This is a genomic window from Brucella sp. 22210 (assembly GCF_052045675.1).
In the GTDB taxonomy this organism is placed as follows: Bacteria; Pseudomonadota; Alphaproteobacteria; order Rhizobiales; family Rhizobiaceae; genus Brucella.
Genome location: NZ_JBQEPD010000041.1, coordinates 1 through 19,345 on the forward strand (window position 1 = coordinate 1; position 19,345 = coordinate 19,345).

A 19,345-nucleotide genomic window follows, 5' to 3' on the forward strand; every position below is an offset into this window, starting at 1 on the left:
GCGGCTGTCCATTGGTAAAGCAGTAAGAGGCTGATTGGATGGAAGCTTCGACTGTGAGAGATACGGCTCTGCGTGAGGCAGGGCCGTCTGGTTCGGACAATTCGCGGCAGGGTTCTGGGCGTCATGTTTTGTCGGCGCGGGGACTAGGTAAGTCGTTTGGCGGCTTTTACGCGGTGAAGAATGTCGATCTTGATGTGGAACATGCCCGTGTTCATGCGCTGATCGGCCCGAACGGGGCTGGCAAGACGACGGTGTTCAATCTCCTGACCAAGTTTTTGCAGCCGACAAGCGGCGAGATCACGCTTCTGGGCGAAACGATCACCAAAACCGATCCGGCCAAAGTGGCGCGGATGGGGCTGGTGCGCTCGTTCCAGATTTCGGCCACCTTCCCGCATCTGACTGTGCTGGAAAACGTCAAGGTGGCGTTGCAGCGCCCGAATGGCCTTGCCACGCAGTTCTGGCGCGCGCTCTCGGCGCTGGATCGGCTGGACGCGCAGGCAATCGAGCTTCTGGAACGCGTCGGCCTTGCCGATGCCCGTCATGCACTGGCTGCCGATCTCTCCTATGGCCGCAAGCGCGCGCTGGAAATCGCCACCACACTGGCGCTCGATCCGAAAGTGCTGCTGCTCGATGAGCCGATGGCCGGCATGGGCCATGAAGACGTCCACACCATTGCAGCCCTCATTGCCGATGTCGCGAAGGATCGCGCCGTTTTGATGGTGGAACACAATCTCAAGGTGGTGGCCGATATCGCCCACCATGTCACGGTGCTGCAACGCGGCGAGATCCTCGCCTCCGGCAGCTATGCCGACGTCTCGAAGGACGAGCGCGTGCGCACCGCCTATATGGGAACCGAACATGAATAAAGGCCAACCGCTCCTGTCCGTGCGCGGACTGAATGCCTGGTATGGCGAAAGCCATGCCCTGCATGGCGTCGATCTCGACATCTGGCCGGGCGAAACCATCACGCTTCTGGGCCGCAACGGCGTCGGCAAGACGACAACCTTGCGCGCCATCATGGGCATCATCCGCAAGCGCACCGGCACGATCACGCTGGACGGTCGGGATATCATGCGCGTGCCCTTGCACCGCATTGCCCATGCGGGTCTGGGCTTCGTACCGGAAGAACGCGGCATCTTCGCCACGCTCAGCGTGCATGAGAACCTGTTGCTGCCGCCGGTCGTCGCAAAAGGCGAGCAGAGCCTGATGTCATTGGACGAGATTTACGCGCTTTTCCCGAACCTGCATGAACGGCGCAACAGCCCGGGCACCAAACTGTCGGGCGGCGAACAGCAGATGCTGGCCATTGCGCGCATCCTGCGCACCGGCGTGAAGGTGCTGCTGCTGGACGAGCCGACCGAAGGTCTGGCGCCTGTCATCGTGCAGCGCATCGGCGATGTGCTGGTGGAACTGAAGAAGCGCGGCATGACCATCCTGCTGGTCGAGCAGAACTTCCGCTTTGCCGCCAAGGTCGCAGACCGCTTCTATCTCATGGATCATGGCGTGGTGACGGAGAACTTCCCGACCGCCGAGCTGCCCGACCGCATGGCAGCCCTGAACGAAGCCTTGGGAGTCTGACATGACAATGATCTTCGGTATTCCCCTGCAGGCGCTTCTCGGGCAGTTACTGGTTGGCCTCATCAATGGCTCGTTCTACGCCATGCTGAGCCTTGGCCTTGCCATCATCTTCGGGCTGTTGCGCATCATCAATTTTGCCCATGGCGCACAATATATGCTGGGCGCTTTTGTCGGCTATCTGCTGTTGAGCTGGCTTGGCATCGGCTATTGGCCAGCGCTTGTTCTGGCTCCGATCATCGTCGGTCTCGGCGGGGCGATCGTCGAGCGCGTGGCGCTGTCACGGCTTTATAATCTCGATCCGCTCTATGGCCTGCTCTTCACCTTCGGCCTGGCGCTCGTGATCGAAGGCACGTTCCGCTATTATTATGGCGCTGCCGGACAGCCCTATGCGGTGCCGCCATCGCTTGCTGGCGGGCATAATCTCGGCTTCATGTTCCTGCCGAACTATCGCGCCTGGGTGGTCGTGGCCTCGCTGATCATCTGCCTTGGCACCTGGCTTCTGATCGAAAAGACCAAGCTTGGCGCTTATTTGCGCGCCGCCACCGAAAACCCAACACTGGTCAAAGCCTTCGGCATCAATGTGCCGCTGCTTCTCACCTTCACCTATGCGCTGGGTGCGGGTCTTGCAGGCGTTGCCGGCATCATGGCGGCCCCGATCTATCAGGTCAGCCCGCTGATGGGCTCCAACATCATCATCGTGGTTTTTGCCGTGGTGGTTGTCGGCGGCATGGGATCGATCCTCGGCGCCATCATCACCGGCTATGTGCTGGGGCTGGCCGAAGGGCTCACCAAGGTCTTCTATCCGGAAGCCTCCAGCATCGTCATCTTCGTTATCATGGCTATCGTTCTTCTGGTGCGACCCGCCGGACTGTTCGGGAAGGAGGCCTGATATGGCTGATACCGCTCTTAAAGCAACGGCTGCAAGCCATGGTGCTGCTTCATCCCGCAAGCCTGCGATCAACAGCCTGTCGGCCATAATCCTCGTCATCGCCATCGTCGCACTGGCCGCCGCACCCTTCGTGGTCTATCCGATCTTCCTGATGAAGATGCTGTGCTTTGCGCTGTTTGCCTCTGCCTTCAATCTGCTGCTTGGCTATACCGGCATTCTCTCGTTCGGCCATGCGGCCTTCTTCGGGGGCGCGGCCTATATCACCGCGCATACGGTGAAGGAATGGGGCGTGACGCCGGAAGTGGGGCTGATCCTCGGCGTTCTTGCCGCTGCAGCGCTTGGCCTCGTCATCGGCTATCTGGCCATTCGCCGTCAGGGCATCTATTCGACCATGATCACGCTTGCGCTGTCGCAGATGTTCTTCTTCTTCTGCCTGCAGGCGGCCTTCACCCATGGCGAGGACGGCTTGCAGGGCGTGCCGCGCGGATATCTGTTCGGCTTCATTGATCTCAACAACCAGATGAACATGTATTACTTTGTGCTGGCCGTGTTCGTGCTTGGGGTCTTCGCCATCTGGCGCATCACCAACTCGCCCTTCGGCATGATCCTGAAATCGGTGCGCGAGAACGAAAACCGCGCCATATCGCTCGGCTATTCCGTCAATCAGTACAAGCTGGCCGCATTCGTCATGTCGGCAGGCCTTGCGGGCCTTGCAGGCGGCATGAAGGCACTCGTCTTCCAGTTTGCAACGCTGACCGATGTCGGCTGGCAGATGTCGGGCGAGGTCATCCTGATGACGCTGCTTGGCGGCATCGGCACGCTGATCGGACCCATCGTCGGCGCCGCCTTCGTCGTCGCCCTCCAGAACTATCTCGCAACATCCGACTTCCCAGTCACAATCGTCACCGGCCTCATCTTCATGGCATGCGTCATCCTCTTCCGTAAAGGTATCGTCGGAGAGTTCTATGCCTGGTTGGAACGGAGGAAATGAGATTGAGCGATGCTTTCTTCATTTATCGCACGACTGTCTCGCCGAGCTGGATCGACTATAATGGCCATATGGGCGACTATGCCTATGGCATTGTCTTTTCTGATGCGGCGACCGCGTATATGGATCGGATAGGGATCGATGTAGCCTATCGCGAGGCGAAAAATGCCACGCTCTATACCCTTGATAGCCGCATCGGATACTTGAAAGAGTGTCATGTCGATGAAGCGCTGAGTGTGGAGCTCTCGGTCCTAAACGTAGATCGCAAACGCATGCACCTATTCATGTGTATGCAGAATGGGGATGGACATGAAGTTGCTCTCTGTGAACAGGTGTTGATGCATGTCAGCCGGGCTAGCGGGGCGCCTCGTGCATCCGATATGCCGGAATTGGCGCAACAGAGACTATTGGCCGATCTTGAGCTTTCCAAAACGGCCATCAAGCCGGACTGGCTTGCACGCAAGATCGGTTTGGAAAGAAAAACGTAATCGATCTAAAGTTCCGAAGGGTGATGATGCATCGTCGCTTTAGCGGAGCGATGCATCTTTTATTTTGAATTGCCCTAATGATAGAATTACAAATTTCAATGAAGTATTTTAAATATTGAAATAAATAATTCTCAATGAAACTTTATATTCGAAGTTTAATTTCAATTTTAATTGCGTTATTCGATGTTATGCTGTTCGTTCCTCTTCTTAAATAAAGGGATGCGACCGATGGCTAAGTTCGTGGGAACAAATCTTGATGATATTATTTTCGGCGCTGACGGGAATGATGATATCTGGGGTCTCGGTGGCGACGATATCTTGATCAGCTCGAGCGGTTTTGACCGTCTTGACGGTGGCGCAGGTGATGACCGGCTCATATTGGACGGGGTGAGCGGGGCAGCGAATGGGGGTGCTGGCTTCGACGTGCTGCTTCTTGATTGCTCTGAAAGCGCGAGCAATGTTAAAATAAACGCGCTGAATGGGCATGCCACCTTCGACAATGATTGGGATCCAACAAAGGGTGTCTATTTCCGTGATGTCGAGCAGCTGGTTATCAATACCGGTAGTGGTGATGATATTATTGTTGGTGGCACGGGCGACGACATCATCTCAACCGGGGCTGGGGCAGACGTAATCGGGGCTGGCTATTCCAGCCAGTCGCCCGATGCGCTAGGCGATGATTTCATCGACGCGGGCGCTGGAGATGATACTATTTATGATCACTATGGTGCTAACCACATTTATGGCGGCACGGGCAATGATCAAATTATTACTTCATTCTCGTCTGTGGAACTTGATGGCGGTGAAGGATATGACCTGTTGAGCATGGATGACGGGTCGTCCTTAGAGAATATGACAGTCGACTTCAACGAAGGTACCACATCCACCGGCACGACATTTCGGAACTTCGAGTTCATTAGTGTCAATACGGGTCGGGGCAATGACACGATATTGGCCAGCGACACCCAAAGAGCCTTGGTTTCCACGAATGATGGCGACGATAAGTTTGTCGGCGCTGACGGTGATGACCGGGCGATGGGTGGCGGGGGTGACGATATTCTGTATGGCAAGGGCGGGAACGACGACCTTTCCGGGGACGAGGGCAACGACTATCTCGATGGCGGAGCCGGGAATGATATTCTTTCAGGCGGTGAAGGTCACGATATCCTCATCGGCGGACAGGGAAATGACTCTCTAACAGGTGGTCTTGGCGATGACTACTTCGAAGGCGGAGCGGGAAACGATGTCTTGTTTTCTGTTGGCAGTAGTGCGGGCGGTCCGGCAGGCCATGACGTTCTGTTTGGCGGTGACGGCGATGACTTCATGGTGGCCGGTAATGGCGATCAGTTTCTTGATGGTGGCGCAGGCAATGACCGGATGATGGTGGAGGTCAGCGGTGTAACGAGCTATACCGGTCCTAACACCTTGCTGGGTGGAGAGGGGAAAGATCAGGTTGCAGGCGGAATCGGCATTGATATTCTCGACGGCGGAGCCGGAAACGACCAGCTTGAAGGTCGATCAGGCGATGATGTGTTGAATGGCGGTGCTGGCGCTGACACCCCCGACGGCGGGCTTGGCGCGGATATCCTGACGGGCGGCAGCGGTGCTGATCAATTTATCTGGACATTTGCAGCGATGCATCAGAACGGTGGCGTTGATCACATTGCCGATTTTGATGTTGCGGGCGGCGATGTGATCAAGTTCAGCGGTTACGCTTCGAGCAATCCCGCTATTCACGACTTCGATAGTTTTCTGGCCGCCTCGCACGATACGGCCCAAGGCGTCTATGTCAGCTTTGACGGCGATGAAAACGGCATTTTCATAGAGAGTGTTTCGCTTGCCGACTTAACCGAAAACGATGTTGTTTTCACCACCTGGTGACACGCTTGCGACAAAGCTAACACCGCACGAGAGCCACCTGTCTATTATTGAGGGCTTGCGCGGCTGTGACGAGCAATCGCACATGAATGTATCGCTTTCCAACTATCTTGAGGCGTTGGGCGCTCGTAAAGGTTTGTGGCATCTTTCGAATGGTGATTGGGCCCAGATGCAATCCTGTTAAGCCTGACACTGCCTCATACTGCTTGCCTGATCGAACCAATGCTGAACGATGACGAACGGTTCTTCATGATGAATGCGAAGACGTTGCGAAGCACACTGATCTGCAATTTTCTCGATGGTTGCGCGGTCTCGCTGCCTTGTGGCGTCGGGGCGCTGAGTTGCCAGTCAGGCTTCAGCTTTCAGTGCTCAAAGGTGCAGATGCGTGGCTCCTTGCGGTAGTTGCCATGGTAGAGCATCTTGTTTGCTAGAAATGGACGCAGGCGGCCTGCGCTATCACTATCGATGTGTGCACGGTGCAGCACCGCGCGTATGTAGATACTGAGGCGATCTGTCGTAAAGACAGGCTGATGATTAGCATAAAGCCAATCTGTGTTCGGGGGGGCGGATTGGCTTACTTGTTGGCTGTGCACTTAAATAAAAGGGATTGCTGTTAAGTTTTAAATGTAGTTATATTCAAATAATCCATAGAAACGTGGAGGGTCACAGATGTATGCAATTGCTCCTGCATCGAAAGCCGTAATCCTTCTGGCGGCGTTATCTACGCTTTTTTTCTCCGTTGACGCAAACGCGCGTCCTGTTCACAGAGGCGTCGTTGTCGGTACGGAACTGAACAACGGTCGATCTTTAACCTGCAGAGAAGCCTCCCGGCGTCTTGCAATGCGCGGTTTGACGAATGTCCGTGAAGTCGACTGCCGTAGACCGCACTATGTCATCCGTGGCATGCGAAATGAGCAGGCGTTGCGGGTCGAGGTCAGGGCACGCGACGGACGTGTTGTACGCGTTGATCGTTGGCACAGACCCGGTCGCAGATAAATCTTCCCGAGCCTGTTCTTAAATCTGAAGTAAATTCAATACCCTAGAGCCATATGCCGACTGAATGAAGAGCCAAGGCAGTGTATGCTTTGGTGATGAAAACTGCATTTCGATCCTGACTAACGTGGAACTATTTCTGACGCTCACTGCCTCGGAGGGAGGATACCATGAACAGATACATGTTCAGCGTGTTGATTATTGCCGCTGTCGGCCTCGGCGCGAGTGCTTGTACGTCTTCAGAACAGAGAACCGCCGGATATGGCGTCGGTGGTGCTGCAGTCGGCGGTCTCGCCGGTGCCGCTATTGGCGGCAATACGCGCAGCGCGCTTACGGGGGCTGCAATCGGTGCCGCAGCTGGAACGCTGGTTGGGGTCGCACATACCCGAAATGGGGTTCAGTATTGCCGCTATCGGGATCAGCACGGTCGGGTTTTTGAAGCGCCTTGTCGTTGAGCGTGTTTGTAGAAAACAATTTTCAATGAAGGATCGGAGAGGAGGGGATAATGTTTCGATCCATTACAGCTATTCTCGCTTTGTTAGCCTTAACCGTGGTGGGTACGATTACGGAACCTGTCCAGGCATTCAGCCAGAACCAAACTGCTTTGGTCGGTACGAGGGTAAATAACGGTCATAGAATACGTTGTTCCGATGGTACCAGGCTTTTGAGGATGCGTGGCTTCCGAAATGTGCGTGCGATAGATTGCAGGGGAAGTCACTTCCTCTATCGGGGGGATCGGTTCAGACGAACCTACGACGTAACAATCCGTGCACGTGACGGTCGCATAACCAATGTTCGCACTGTGAGATGGCGCCGCTGACGGGCGCCATTTTCTTATTCGTCTCTCGTTCAGTAGAGGACGTGCTTGAGTTCGTAATCGTGGCTGACGGGGCTTATGCATGGAGGTTTACGATTTGCCGCATCTGGAACGCAAGACGATTGAGCAGAAGAAATGGAAAGGCTTTCTTGGCATCGGCGTCCTATTGTTAGCAGGAGGAGCACTCTGCCTGCTTCTACCGGTTTTCTCGGAGTTTGCAGCAAGTACCATCTTCGGTGCAGTCCTCATGGCAATCGGTGTCGTCAAGATTATCCAGTCGCTCAGGGTTAAGAGTTGGGCGGGCTTTGTCTGGCAAGAATTGGCGGGCGTGGTGGAACTGGTTGGTGGAGTAATGATCTATCTCAACCCACTCAAAGGCGCGCTGGCAATAACTTTGCTGATTGCAATTGTGGTGTTCGTACACGGATTTCTTCAGATCGCATTATCGATCAAGATTCATCCTACCAAGGGCTGGTACTGGTTCGCAGTCTCCGGGCTTATCGCCTGGGTAGCCAGTGCCGCACTCTTCCTGAAATGGCCTTTGACACGTGAACTCGCATCGGGGTCGATCGCTGGAATTGCCTTGCTGATTGCCGGTGTAGCCTATGTGGGAATAGCCCTTAGCACACGAAATGCATGAATGATTGGTCAATATCTGGCCGCAGGAGGACGCGCAGTTGATGAAAACCCTCGGTTATGTCTCCTTGAATATTGCCCTCTCTGGGGTGCTTTCGTTTCTGTTCATGCATCCCGGTCTGGCCCAGCAATCTCCCGCCGCGCCATCGGTGGTCGTGAGAAAGGTCGGCTCGGCGCCTTCCAGCGCTCCACTTCAATTCAATGGTCAGATCGAAGCGATAGAAGCAGTTGATATTCAGGCCCGGATCACCGGCTTTCTCAAAGGGAAGAGCTTCGAGCAGGGCAGCGCGGTAAAAGCAGGCGATCTCCTTTTTGAGATCGAACCGGATCAAATGCAGGCGGCGGCGGCATCGGCCGAAGCGCAGGTTGCGCGTGCGCAAGCATCCCAAAATGCCGCCAGGCAGACCTTGACGCGAACGCGAACTCTGGCAAATCGGAATACGGCTTCTCAAGCCTCTCTCGATGATGCTCAAGCTGCATTCGATATCGCGTCGGCGGATGTGCAAAGTGCGGAAGCTGCTCTCAATACGGCCAGGCTCAATCTCTCCTACACACAAATCCGTTCCCCGATAAATGGCACCATTGGCAGGTCGCTTTTTACCGTTGGAAATCTCGTCGGTCCAAGTTCTGGTCCGTTGGCGCGCATTGTTCAACTCGATCCCGTGCGGGTTGTTTTCTCCATTACCGACAGGACGCTCATCGCTATTCGTCAGAAGGAGGCGCGCGGTGGGACAGTCGATCTGACTAGTTTCCAGCCCACACTCACCCTTGCCAATGGCAAACCATATGAGCCTGCCGGTACCATCCAGTTCATCGATAACGAGGTTAACGCTCAGACAGGCACAATCGCCGTGCGCGCCTTGTTTGCAAATCCGAACCATATTTTGCTTCCTGGCCAGACTGTTTCTGTCAGTCTAGTGGATGAAGCGGCAAAGATACTGCCGATTGTCCCAATGGCATCCGTTTTGCAGGACCGTGAGGGCAAGTTTGTCTTTGTTTTGAATGATAATAACACGGTTACCCGGCGTCAGATCGTGACCGGCGTTCGCATTGGCAATGACTGGTCTGTGAGAGAGGGAATCAAAGAGGGGGATAGGGTAGTCGTTGAAGGCCTGCAAAGAATTGCGGACGGACAAGCGGTTTCGCCGCAGGAAGTGTCGCTGGAAGAGCCGAGGGCCGCTCAATGATCTCTGAAACTTTCATACGGCGAACGCGTCTTGCAATCGTTATCTCCCTTCTCATTTCTATTGCCGGTGCAATTGCCGTCTTCTCTTTGCCCATCCAGCAGTATCCGCAGATTACACCACCGACAGTCACGGTGTCGGCGACATATCCGGGTGCCAGTGCGGAGGTAATTGCGGACGTTGTTGGCGGCCCGCTGGAGACAGCCATCAATGGCGTGGATGACATGATGTATATGTCGTCCACGAGTTCCAATGCCGGGCAATATTCATTGTCAGTTACCTTTGAAGTGGGCACGGATCCGGAGCTTGCGCAGATCAATGTGCAAAATCGCGCGCAGCTGGCAATTTCCCGGTTGCCTGCCGCTGTTGCGCAGCAGGGCGTTTCTGTTCGATCGCGTTCGCCCGATTTCGTGTTGGGCATAGCATTCTATTCCCCTGATGACAGCTTGAGCGCGCTGGAGATCACCAACTTCACCACGACGACGATTGTCGATGCGATTTCGCGGGTCGCTGGTGTCGGTGAGGCGAGCGTTACCGGCGCGTCTGAATATTCGATGCGCGTCTGGCTCAATCCGCAAAGAATGGATGCGCTCGGGATAACCATTGATGAGGTTTCAGCCGCCATTCAGCGGCAGAATATCCAGGCTACGCTCGGGCAGTCAGGTGCGCCTCCTATGCGGGTGGGGACTGAGCTTCAATATACACTGGTGGCTCAGGGGCGGTTGCGTGATGCGGACGAATTTGGAGCTATCGTTATCCGCACCGGAACCGATGGCGCAAATGTGTTTTTAAGGGATATCGCTCGTCTCGAACTCGGTGCGCGTAACTATGCCTCACGAGCAAGTTTCGCCGGTCATGAATCTGCAATGCTCCAGATCAACCAATCCCCCGGCGCCAATGCGATTCAGACCGCAACCGCCGTTCAGGCTGAACTCAAGCGGTTGTCGTCGCGGTTTCCGGCAGGGCTGCAGTATCATGTCGTGTATGATGCAACGCGGTTTGTCGATGCCAGCCTGCAATTGACCACGCGAACACTGTTTGAAGCATTCGTCATCGTGCTGGCGGTGACGTTCATCTTCTTGCAGGATTGGCGCGCGACGCTGATTTCGGCTCTTGCCATACCGGTCTCAATGCTTGGCGCAGTCGCAGTTCTGTTGGCGGTTGGCTATTCGCTGAATATGATCTCGTTGCTGGCACTGGTTCTCGCCATTGGCCTCGTTGTCGATGACGCCATTCTTGTTGTAGAGAACGTCAAACACGTGCTGGATGATACGCCGGACATCACAGTTGTTGAGGCGACGCGCAAGGCGATGCATCAGATCACCGGGCCGATCATCTCGACAACATTGGTACTTCTCGCGGTCGTTACACCGACTGCCTTTCTGGCAGGTATCGGCGGGCAGCTTTATCGCCAGTTTGCAGTCACGATCTCATCGGCTCTCGTCATATCCTCATTCGTCGGTCTGACGCTCAGTCCAGCTTTGGCGACGTTGTTGCTTCGGAGGGGACAGAGCGGTTTTCGAAGAGGCCCTCTGGCTTGGTTCTCGAGCTTCATGGAGCGAACCCGGAATGCTTATGGCCGGTGTGTCGGTGTTCTCGTTAAATATTGGTATGTCCCGCTTGCGGCCATTGCTGCGTGCTTTGCCGGTGCATATCTCATTTTTGTAAATCTGCCCGCTACTTTCCTGCCGGATGAGGATCAGGGCGCGTTGTTCGTTGATATCCAGTTGCCAAGTGCAGCTTCACTCGACCGCACTAATCGCATTGTCGAAAATGTCAGAAAGGTTCTCACCGAGACGCCCGGGGTTCAGGACGTGATAACGGTCGCTGGCTTCAGTATTCTGCAAGCGACGAGCACACCGAATGGTGCCATGGCCGTCGCAGCACTCTTGCCGTGGGAAGACCGCGAAAAGGAAGAGCTGCGACTTAATAATATCATCGGTTCCCTACGGTCCCAATTTGCGCAGATTCCCGGTGCGATTGTCTCGGTGTTTGCTCCACCAGCGATAGCCGGCATCGGGTCTGTTGGTGGGCTGGATTTCCGTTTGCAAGCTTTGCAAGGGCAGTCGACCGAGGAAATCGCGCAGGTTACAAACGCGCTTTTGGGTTATTTCAATCAGAGCAAGGAAATTGGCGGCGCAGCGACGACATTCAATGCGAACGTGCCGCAAATCTATGTCGATGTGGACCGTTCCCGCGCCGAATCGCTCGGGCTCAGCGTGTCTGATATTTACGCCGTTATTGGTGCTAATTTTGGTTCGCGCTATGTCAACGACTTTACGCTTAACGGGCGTGTCTTTCAGGTCAATCTGCAAGCGGATTCCGATTTTCGAGCCCATAGTGAAGATATTTTGAAACTCCATGTGAGAAACCGCAACGGCACCATGGTTCCATTGCGCAGTGTGGTTTCCTTGACCACCGTTCTCGCGCCCTTTGTGATCACGCGTTACAACCTCTCTGTCTCCGCACAGGTCAATGCGGTTCCGGCTCCGGGTGCAAGCAGCGGTCAGGCCATGGCGGCAATGGAGACGGTAGCATCGCAAAAATTGCCCGATGGCTATGGCTATGAGTGGTCGGGCTTGTCCTTTCAGGAAAGCAGAAGCAGCGGTCAGGAAGGCTTGGTCTTTGCCCTCGCTTTCCTCTTCGCCTATCTCTTCCTGGTCGCGCAATATGAAAGCTGGGCTTTGCCTGCGGTGGTCATCGTGTCATTGGGAGCCGCTTTGCTCGGCGCTGTGGCTGCTTTGAAGGCCTTTGGACTTCAAAATAGTCTCTATGTTCAGATCGCGATGGTGTTGCTGATCGGCCTTGCCGCAAAAAATGCAATTTTGATTGTGGAGTTCGCAAAAGAGCAGCGAGAAGCAGGATTAACTGCGGGCGAAGCTGCGCGGGCCGGAGCCGAGCAACGTTTCCGGGCGGTGATGATGACGGCTGTGTCGTTCATTCTGGGCATTCTTCCCTTGATACTGTCCTCCGGTGCAGGCGCTGGCGCGCGTCGGGCGGTGGGGGTGACCATTTTTGGAGGTATGGTCGCAGCGACGACGATAGGTTTGCTGCTGACTCCCGGTTTGTATTTCATTGTGCAACGGATAACGGAGCGATTGGCGAAACGCCGCGATCAATGATTTGCTCGGCGCAAACCATATACTTTGGTATATCTTCCATACCATAATGCACCTTGGAGAAGGCATGCATTTTCGTAGCTCATGACAGGTTCATCTGGTATTGAGATGCCGTCGGAGCGAAACAATTCAGCTCCTTAACACAGGAAACCACAATGCCCAGCGACAGTAGTCGAAAGCTGTCGCCACTGGGGTTGTTCGGAGAGAGCTGATTTCAGGCTCTTACCCGAACGCTTGCAGTGGCGCGTCATGAGGTAAGAGATGAATATTGCAGCAGCAATCGCCAATTTTGGCGCGCGCTTCGGCGTGCATATGCGTAACCCCAGCTACGCAACCGCTTCCAGCGGGAAAACCACGTATCGCCCCATTTACGAAGCACAAGCAAGCGGTGACAGGACTGCCGGGAAAACTTCGCGACTGACAACGATCTGGTATGTGAACCCGGAAAACGGTCGCGTGGAATGCCGGTGGACAACGGACCCCAATGAAATTGCGCAGTACCGGTCCTTGCCAGTGTTGGAGCGCTTCGGCCTGCTCCTCGCCGCCGGTCAGCAGAACCGGACATCAAACTGGGTGCACTGATGGGCAGTCTTGTTCCATCCGTTGCGATTGAAGACAAGGAATTCGACCATGGACGACGACCCAAGTAGGTCCGCTCGGTTGGTGCGTGGAGCACTATCCGGGCGGGCATCTCAGGATTTCTATCGACAAACAAACCGTACTTCGCTTCGACGGTGCGGCATGGCTTTGCGCATCCTGTAACGGGATGGGCATGTCTGTGCTCGTGCCGAATATTGCGGCATGAGGATAAAGACATGAATGCCATCGTAAAACAGCCTGTAGCAGCGACTGCTCGCAAGGACGACAGGAAGCTGTCGATGCGTGCCGTGCGTGAGGCACAGAACAGCGTCGACACGACGCTTGCCAATTTCAAAACGAACCTCAATGGACTGACGGAAGCTGAAGCCAGGGAACGTCTCCTCAAAGATGGCCCCAACCATGTGGCGCATGAAAAGCGCCCGCATGCTTTTGTGCAGTTCCTGCTCGCGTTCAAGAATCCGTTCATTGCCGTACTGGTTGCGCTGGCCGCTATTTCGTCTGTCACCGATATCATCTTGCCGCTGCGCAGTGGTGAGGAGCCAGAATATACCGGCGTGACGATTATTCTCACGATGGTGCTCCTCAGCGCGCTGCTGCGTTTCTGGCAGGAGTTTCGTTCCGGGAATGCTGCGGAAGCGCTTAAAGCGATGGTGCGCACCACGGCGACAGTGTTGCGTCGCCAAGAGCGTGGGGCTGGCCAAAGCGCCCAGGCAAAACTGGTCGAAGTGCCAATGGCGGAACTCGTTACCGGTGATATTGTCAAGCTATCCGCTGGCGATATGATCCCCGCCGACGTGCGCCTCCTTGAATCGCGCGACCTCTTTGTCAGTCAGGCCGCTTTGACAGGTGAAGCCCTGCCGGTTGAGAAATACGATACGCTTGGCGCTATTGCTGAAAAGTCTGCCGAGGCTACGGCAACGTCAGGTGGCCAGCAAGATATGCTCGATCTGCCGACAGTCTGCTTTATGGGCACGAATGTCGTCAGCGGCACGGCGACCGCCGTGGTGGTCGCCACGGGTGCGCGGACATATTTTGGTTCGCTCGCCAAAGCGATTGTAGGCTCGCGTGCAGAAACGGCCTTTGATCGTGGTGTGAACAGCGTGAGCTGGCTGCTGATCCGCTTCATGCTGGTGATGGTGCCAGTCGTCTTGCTGATAAATGGCTTCACCAAAGGAGACTGGCCGGACGCATTTATGTTTGCGCTTGCTGTGGCCGTAGGTCTGACGCCCGAAATGCTACCAATGATCGTTTCATCAAACCTTGCCAAAGGCGCTGTTGCCATGGCGCGCCGCAAAGTGGTGGTGAAGCGTCTCAATGCTATCCAGAATTTCGGCGCAATGGACGTGCTTTGCACGGATAAAACTGGCACGCTGACTCAGGACAAGATCATTCTTGAACATCACCTTGACGTTCATGGTCAGGTTGACCCCGGCGTATTGCGTCTGGCCTGGCTTAACAGCTACCATCAGAGTGGTGTGAAGAACCTTATGGATCAGGCGGTTATCCGCTTTTCCGAAGATTTGCCTTCACTCACTGCGCCCGCCCGGATTTACAACAAGGTCGACGAACTGCCCTTCGACTTCGTGCGCCGCCGGTTGTCGGTCGTGGTTGAAGGCCTTGGTGGCGAGCATCTGTTGATTTGCAAGGGTGCAGTCGAAGAGATGCTGGCAATCTCGACCGCAATCCGCGATGGCGACGAGATCAAGCCGCTTGACGATATTCGCCGGAATGCACTTGTTGAACTGGCACGTGGCTATAATCGCGATGGATTCCGTGTGCTGGTGATTGCCACGCGCGAGATTGCGCCAGCCTTGACCATGACGCGTTATGGTATCCCGGATGAAAAGGAGCTGGTGGTACAGGGTTTGCTGACCTTCCTCGACCCGCCAAAGGAGACCGCTCGTCCAGCGATTGCGGCTTTGGCCGATCATGGTGTTGCCGTCAAAGTTCTCACTGGCGACAATGAAGTCGTCACCACCAAGATCTGCCGCGAGGTCGGGCTGGAGCCCGGCACGCCAATTCTCGGTCGTGAAATCGAGAAGATGAGCGATGAGACGTTGCGCTTGACGGTCGAGCAGACCACCGTTTTTGCAAAGCTCACGCCCTTGCAAAAGTCGCGTGTTCTCAAAGCATTGCAGGCAAATGGTCATACGGTTGGATTTCTTGGTGATGGTATCAATGATGCCCCGGCATTGCGCGATGCGGATGTGGGCATTTCGGTTGATAGCGGTACTGATATTGCCAAGGAATCTGCCGATATCATCCTGCTGGAAAAGAGCCTGATGGTGCTGGAAGAGGGTGTTATCAAAGGGCGTGAGACCTTCGGCAATATCATCAAGTATCTCAACATGACCGCCAGCTCGAACTTCGGTAACGTCTTCTCGGTTCTGGTGGCAAGCGCCTTCATTCCGTTCCTGCCGATGCTGGCTATCCATCTCCTGATCCAGAACCTGATGTACGATATCTCGCAGCTTTCCTTGCCATGGGATCGCATGGACAAGGAATTTCTCGCCAAGCCGCGCAAATGGGATGCCAGAAATATTGGCCGGTTCATGCTCTGGATTGGCCCGACATCGTCGATCTTCGACATCACGACTTTTGCGCTGATGTGGTATGTCTTTGCCGCCAATACGCCGGAAATGCAGTCGCTGTTCCAGTCCGGCTGGTTCATTGAGGGGCTGCTGTCTCAGACACTCGTCGTGCATATGCTACGCACGCAAAAAATACCGTTCATCCAAAGCACGGCGGCTTTGCCCGTGATGTTGATGACGGGACTGATCATGGCGCTCGGGATTTACATTCCATTCTCGCCGCTGGGTGCAATGGTCGGTTTGCAGCCGCTACCATGGGCGTACTTCCCGTGGCTTGTCGCGACGCTGTTTGCTTATTGCGTCGTCGCACAGACCATGAAGACCTTCTACATTCGCCGCTTTGGCCAATGGTTCTGATGTGAAGCTGTCGGTGCCTCGCAGCATCTCATCGAAGGAAGTGACCAGTAGAACAACTGCTGGTCACTTTTTCATCCGTGTTTTGAACCGGCTGTTTGAGGAGACAAACATGACCGCTGAACGCATTTGCGCTTTTGCTCCACCTGCATCGAAGCGGAGGCCGCGTCGTAAACGCAACGGACCAGAACGGCGAAAGCATGCCGTCCAGAACGCACCATTGTGCCCGCGTCAGCCAGACTTCTGGACGCGGCTCAGAAATCTGGGGCAACGGCTCTTCTGCTGGATACTGGTTTCAATCGCTATCGGCTTAGCGAATACGACATACCGATTTTCCCGGATGGGTTTGCTCAGTCAGCGGCAAACATGCTGGCTCTTACGACGGTCGACGCAAATTCATGCGAAATCCGTCCGTTTGCTTGTCGGTGGATCATGGTAGATCAAGCCTGTTGATTAGCGCTATAAGGCTTCGGTGAGCCGCCTGACCCACGTCAAAGAGGAGACATTCAATGCGAATGAAGGGCTTTCGCCGCATGTCTCCACGGGACGTCGCAACATCTCTGGGGTTGGCGCTTGTAAGTGCCGCGATTTTCGCCTTCGACACAGTCACCGACTACGCGATTGCGGCGGCTGTGTTCTATACAGCGGTCGTGCTGGTTTCAGCCAGAATGTTCACCCACCGCACTGTTATTGGCGTTGCTGCGGGTTGCATTTTTCTGACCATCGTGAGCTTCGGTCTGACGCGCTCCGGAGCCTATAATGTCGGGTTCATCAACACATTGATCAGTATTCTTGCTATCGCATGCACCGCCTATCTTGGCCTGAAGCTGGTGGATGCCGAAGCCGAAACTCACGAGACGCGAGAACGCCTGCTGCGTCTCGCGCGCCTGACTACGCTTGGCCAACTGACTGGTTCGATCACCCACGAAGTCAGTCAACCCTTGGTCGCCATCGAAACGAGTGCTGGGGCGGGGCGTCGCTGGCTGACACAGGAACCGCCAAACGTGCCGCGTGCGCTATCCGCGTTCGAGCGGATATCTGCGGATTCTCATCGCGCGAGTGAGATACTCGACCGCGTTCGTCGCCTGTCAAAAGGAGAAAAGCCGAAGGTTGGGAGCTTCGATTTCAACATGGCGATCCGCGAAATGGTCGATCTGGCTACCGCCGAGCTTTATCGCAATGATGTCCATTTTGAACTCGACTTGGCCACTGACCTACCACCTGCTTTCGCGGATCGTGTACAGATACAGCAGGTTTTCGGCAATCTAATCCTCAATGGCGTCGAAGCCATGACGCAGATCGAGAAGGGGAACCGCTATCTCTTGATCACATCCTCATCCGGCGAAAACGCCAGCTTGCGGTTCACGGTAGCTGATACCGGTCCGGGGCTGACAAATACCGCGAGAGAACGCCTTTTTGATGCTTTCTGGACCACAAAAGAGGGCGGTTTTGGGCTGGGGTTGACGATCAGCCGTACAATTGTTGAGGCGAATGGTGGTCGCATCTGGACTAATGCCCAAGGCGCATTGGGAACCAGTTCGGGCGGCGTGACATTTCTTTTGGAAGTACCAGCAAGTCAGGACGGGCGAGTATGACGACAACATATGAAAACGCTGCAGTCGTCTATATTATTGATGACGATCTTTCAGTTCGACAGGCGCTGGAAGATTTGTTCGCCTCTATCGACATGAAGGCGATGAGCTTTGCATCCGTGCGTGGTTTTCTTGATCATGAACGGCAAGCCGGTCCGGCATGCATCATACTGGATGTGCGAATGCCAGAGCAGACCGGTACGGATTTCTTCGCGCAGATGACTGGGCTCGGTATTCACCTGCCGGTCATCTTTATCACCGGTCACGGCGATATTGCCATGGGCGTCAGAGCTATCAAAAATGGTGCGGTGGATTTTCTGCCAAAGCCATTCCGTGATCACGACCTGTTGGATGCTGTCTACCGGGCAATCGAAGGCGAGAAAAAACGTTTGCAGGATGAACACGCTCGTTCAGAGGTCCACGCTCGTTGGTCAAGCCTGACTGCCGGTGAACGCGATGTGTTCGCGCTTGTCGTACAAGGTCTCTTGAACAAGCAGATAGCGGCGGAACTCGACGTGAAGGAAATTACGGTGAAGGTGCGCCGCGCCCATGTAATGCAGAAAATGCAGGTGGGATCCCTGGCCGATCTGGTGCGGATGTCTGCTTTGATAGAGCCGTAACAATGGACAGTTCGACCTCCTCGTACTCGAACTGGTACGCTTGGAATATTAACAACTGGTCATTTTTATAAAGCCAGTTAAGGCGTAGAGCGACCTCGATACAAGGAGAATGTCGATGTACAATCCGCCCGCGTTCCAAGTGGATGATCTCACCACGTTACACAACATGATGCGCGAATGCCGTACGGCTAACTTCGTAACGGCGACAACGGAAGGCCCAATGGTCACGCTGCTTCCTATGTTTCTTGAAGCGAGCGAAGGCGAATACGGCACTCTCTACGGCCACCTTGCACGCGCCAACACGCAGTGGAAAGTCCCGGTGCTGGGCGAGGGTCTCGCAGTCTTCACTGGGGCTGAAGCCTATATCACACCGTCCTGGTATGCGACCAAGGCAGAGCATGGCAAAGTGGTGCCAACGTGGAATTATACCGCAGTCCACGCTTCTGGCCCGGTCGAATTTTTCGAAGAAACCGATCGGTTGCTGGAGGTCGTCGATAGGCTTACCAATCTCCATGAGGAAAACAGAAGTCATCCGTGGATGGTCAGCGATGCTCCAGCGGCTTTTATCAGTGGTCAGTTACGCGGTATCGTCGGTTTGCGCATGCCAATCCAAAAGCTGGAAGGCAAGTGCAAGATGAGCCAGAACAGATCGCTGGCTGATCGTATCAGCGTCCGCGATGGGCTGGCCGAAAGCACAGACACTGAAGACAGGATCGTAGCCTCCATGATCCCCGACGAGTGAGGACCAATGTTGTTCTAGACAATCTCGCTAGGGCGTAGACTCATAAACTGATGCACCAGATGCGGACAGCGATCAGTTTGACAGCAGCAAGGAAATTGTCCGGGTTCTTGTCGTAACGCGTGGCGATGCCACGATAGTGTTTGATGCGATTAAAGAAGCGCTCGACCAGGTTTCTTTGGCGATATACCCATGGCGAGAACGCGAAGACGTCCTTACGGTTGGATTTGGGAGGAATATTGGCCCAGATTTTCCGTTCTGCTGTTGTCTTCCGGATCG

The 19,345-nt window shown here is 54.9% G+C and carries 15 protein-coding genes and 1 pseudogene; 15 read left to right on the top strand and 1 reads right to left on the bottom strand.

Annotation, left to right across the window (positions count from 1 at the left end):
* Positions 1-38 precede the first annotated feature (38 nt).
* The 15 genes from ACTJKP_RS23775 to ACTJKP_RS23845 all read left to right on the top strand — a co-directional run bounded on the left by ACTJKP_RS23775 (position 39) and on the right by ACTJKP_RS23845 (position 19,069).
* Positions 39-866 carry an ABC transporter ATP-binding protein gene (locus ACTJKP_RS23775; protein WP_440629869.1) on the top strand — a complete coding sequence of 276 codons (828 nt, stop codon included), beginning with the start codon at positions 39-41 and terminating at the stop codon, positions 864-866.
* Positions 859-1,578, top strand: coding sequence for an ABC transporter ATP-binding protein (locus tag ACTJKP_RS23780; protein ID WP_078341354.1), 720 nt, complete (start codon positions 859-861; stop codon positions 1,576-1,578). The genes ACTJKP_RS23775 and ACTJKP_RS23780 overlap by 8 nt, the downstream gene beginning before the upstream one ends.
* 1 nt (position 1,579) lies before the next feature.
* Positions 1,580-2,467 (top strand): branched-chain amino acid ABC transporter permease, encoded by an 888-nt coding sequence (locus ACTJKP_RS23785; protein ID WP_078341355.1) that lies wholly within the window; start codon positions 1,580-1,582, stop codon positions 2,465-2,467.
* Between the two features lies 1 nt (position 2,468).
* Entirely contained in the window at positions 2,469-3,458 is a 990-nt protein-coding gene (locus ACTJKP_RS23790; protein ID WP_440632438.1) for a branched-chain amino acid ABC transporter permease, read from the top strand.
* Positions 3,459-3,460: 2 nt separating this feature from the next.
* Entirely contained in the window at positions 3,461-3,943 is a 483-nt protein-coding gene (locus ACTJKP_RS23795; protein ID WP_440632439.1) for a thioesterase family protein, read from the top strand.
* Between the two features lie 228 nt (positions 3,944-4,171).
* Positions 4,172-5,824: a calcium-binding protein gene (locus ACTJKP_RS23800; RefSeq protein WP_440632440.1), complete on the top strand. Its 1,653-nt coding sequence runs from the start codon at positions 4,172-4,174 to the stop codon at positions 5,822-5,824.
* Between the two features lie 1,172 nt (positions 5,825-6,996).
* Entirely contained in the window at positions 6,997-7,269 is a 273-nt protein-coding gene (locus ACTJKP_RS23805; RefSeq protein ID WP_440632448.1) for a glycine zipper 2TM domain-containing protein, read from the top strand.
* Between the two features lie 444 nt (positions 7,270-7,713).
* A complete protein-coding gene (locus tag ACTJKP_RS23810; protein WP_440632441.1) occupies positions 7,714-8,271 on the top strand; it encodes an HdeD family acid-resistance protein in 558 nt (185 codons plus the stop codon).
* 40 nt (positions 8,272-8,311) lie between these two features.
* The gene (locus tag ACTJKP_RS23815; RefSeq protein WP_440632442.1) at positions 8,312-9,454 is read left to right on the top strand and encodes an efflux RND transporter periplasmic adaptor subunit; all 1,143 of its coding nucleotides are present in this window, start codon (positions 8,312-8,314) and stop codon (positions 9,452-9,454) included.
* Positions 9,451-12,573: an efflux RND transporter permease subunit gene (locus ACTJKP_RS23820; RefSeq protein WP_440632443.1), complete on the top strand. Its 3,123-nt coding sequence runs from the start codon at positions 9,451-9,453 to the stop codon at positions 12,571-12,573. Before ACTJKP_RS23815 ends, ACTJKP_RS23820 begins: the two co-directional genes overlap by 4 nt.
* Positions 12,574-12,831: 258 nt before the next feature.
* A complete protein-coding gene (locus ACTJKP_RS23825; RefSeq protein ID WP_440632444.1) occupies positions 12,832-13,152 on the top strand; it encodes a hypothetical protein in 321 nt (106 codons plus the stop codon).
* A 233-nt stretch (positions 13,153-13,385) separates the two neighbouring features.
* Positions 13,386-16,118 (top strand): magnesium-translocating P-type ATPase, encoded by a 2,733-nt coding sequence (mgtA, locus tag ACTJKP_RS23830; protein ID WP_440632445.1) that lies wholly within the window; start codon positions 13,386-13,388, stop codon positions 16,116-16,118.
* A gap of 506 nt (positions 16,119-16,624) precedes the next feature.
* Positions 16,625-17,710, top strand: coding sequence for a sensor histidine kinase (locus ACTJKP_RS23835; RefSeq protein ID WP_440632446.1), 1,086 nt, complete (start codon positions 16,625-16,627; stop codon positions 17,708-17,710).
* A complete protein-coding gene (locus ACTJKP_RS23840; protein WP_078341278.1) occupies positions 17,707-18,327 on the top strand; it encodes a response regulator transcription factor in 621 nt (206 codons plus the stop codon). Before ACTJKP_RS23835 ends, ACTJKP_RS23840 begins: the two co-directional genes overlap by 4 nt.
* 115 nt (positions 18,328-18,442) lie before the next feature.
* Positions 18,443-19,069: an FMN-binding negative transcriptional regulator gene (locus tag ACTJKP_RS23845; RefSeq protein ID WP_440632447.1), complete on the top strand. Its 627-nt coding sequence runs from the start codon at positions 18,443-18,445 to the stop codon at positions 19,067-19,069.
* 40 nt (positions 19,070-19,109) lie between these two features.
* Here the strand turns inward: ACTJKP_RS23845 and ACTJKP_RS23850 are convergent.
* Positions 19,110-19,345: pseudogene (locus tag ACTJKP_RS23850) on the bottom strand (IS5/IS1182 family transposase); the annotation flags it as partial.

Excerpts from the sequence above, each read along its gene's own strand:
- ACTJKP_RS23785 (WP_078341355.1), top strand. The coding sequence starts at position 1,580 with ATGACAATGATCTTCGGTATTCCCCTGCAGGCGCTTCTCGGGCAGTTA.
- ACTJKP_RS23805 (WP_440632448.1), top strand. The coding sequence starts at position 6,997 with ATGTTCAGCGTGTTGATTATTGCCGCTGTCGGCCTCGGCGCGAGTGCT.
- ACTJKP_RS23810 (WP_440632441.1), top strand. The coding sequence starts at position 7,714 with ATGGAGGTTTACGATTTGCCGCATCTGGAACGCAAGACGATTGAGCAG.
- ACTJKP_RS23820 (WP_440632443.1), top strand. The coding sequence starts at position 9,451 with ATGATCTCTGAAACTTTCATACGGCGAACGCGTCTTGCAATCGTTATC.
- mgtA (WP_440632445.1), top strand. The coding sequence starts at position 13,386 with ATGAATGCCATCGTAAAACAGCCTGTAGCAGCGACTGCTCGCAAGGAC.
- ACTJKP_RS23845 (WP_440632447.1), top strand. The coding sequence starts at position 18,443 with ATGTACAATCCGCCCGCGTTCCAAGTGGATGATCTCACCACGTTACAC.
- ACTJKP_RS23835 (WP_440632446.1), top strand. The coding sequence starts at position 16,625 with ATGCGAATGAAGGGCTTTCGCCGCATGTCTCCACGGGACGTCGCAACA.
- ACTJKP_RS23790 (WP_440632438.1), top strand. The coding sequence starts at position 2,469 with ATGGCTGATACCGCTCTTAAAGCAACGGCTGCAAGCCATGGTGCTGCT.
- ACTJKP_RS23840 (WP_078341278.1), top strand. The coding sequence starts at position 17,707 with ATGACGACAACATATGAAAACGCTGCAGTCGTCTATATTATTGATGAC.
- ACTJKP_RS23775 (WP_440629869.1), top strand. The coding sequence starts at position 39 with ATGGAAGCTTCGACTGTGAGAGATACGGCTCTGCGTGAGGCAGGGCCG.
- ACTJKP_RS23815 (WP_440632442.1), top strand. The coding sequence starts at position 8,312 with ATGAAAACCCTCGGTTATGTCTCCTTGAATATTGCCCTCTCTGGGGTG.
- ACTJKP_RS23780 (WP_078341354.1), top strand. The coding sequence starts at position 859 with ATGAATAAAGGCCAACCGCTCCTGTCCGTGCGCGGACTGAATGCCTGG.
- ACTJKP_RS23825 (WP_440632444.1), top strand. The coding sequence starts at position 12,832 with ATGAATATTGCAGCAGCAATCGCCAATTTTGGCGCGCGCTTCGGCGTG.
- ACTJKP_RS23800 (WP_440632440.1), top strand. The coding sequence starts at position 4,172 with ATGGCTAAGTTCGTGGGAACAAATCTTGATGATATTATTTTCGGCGCT.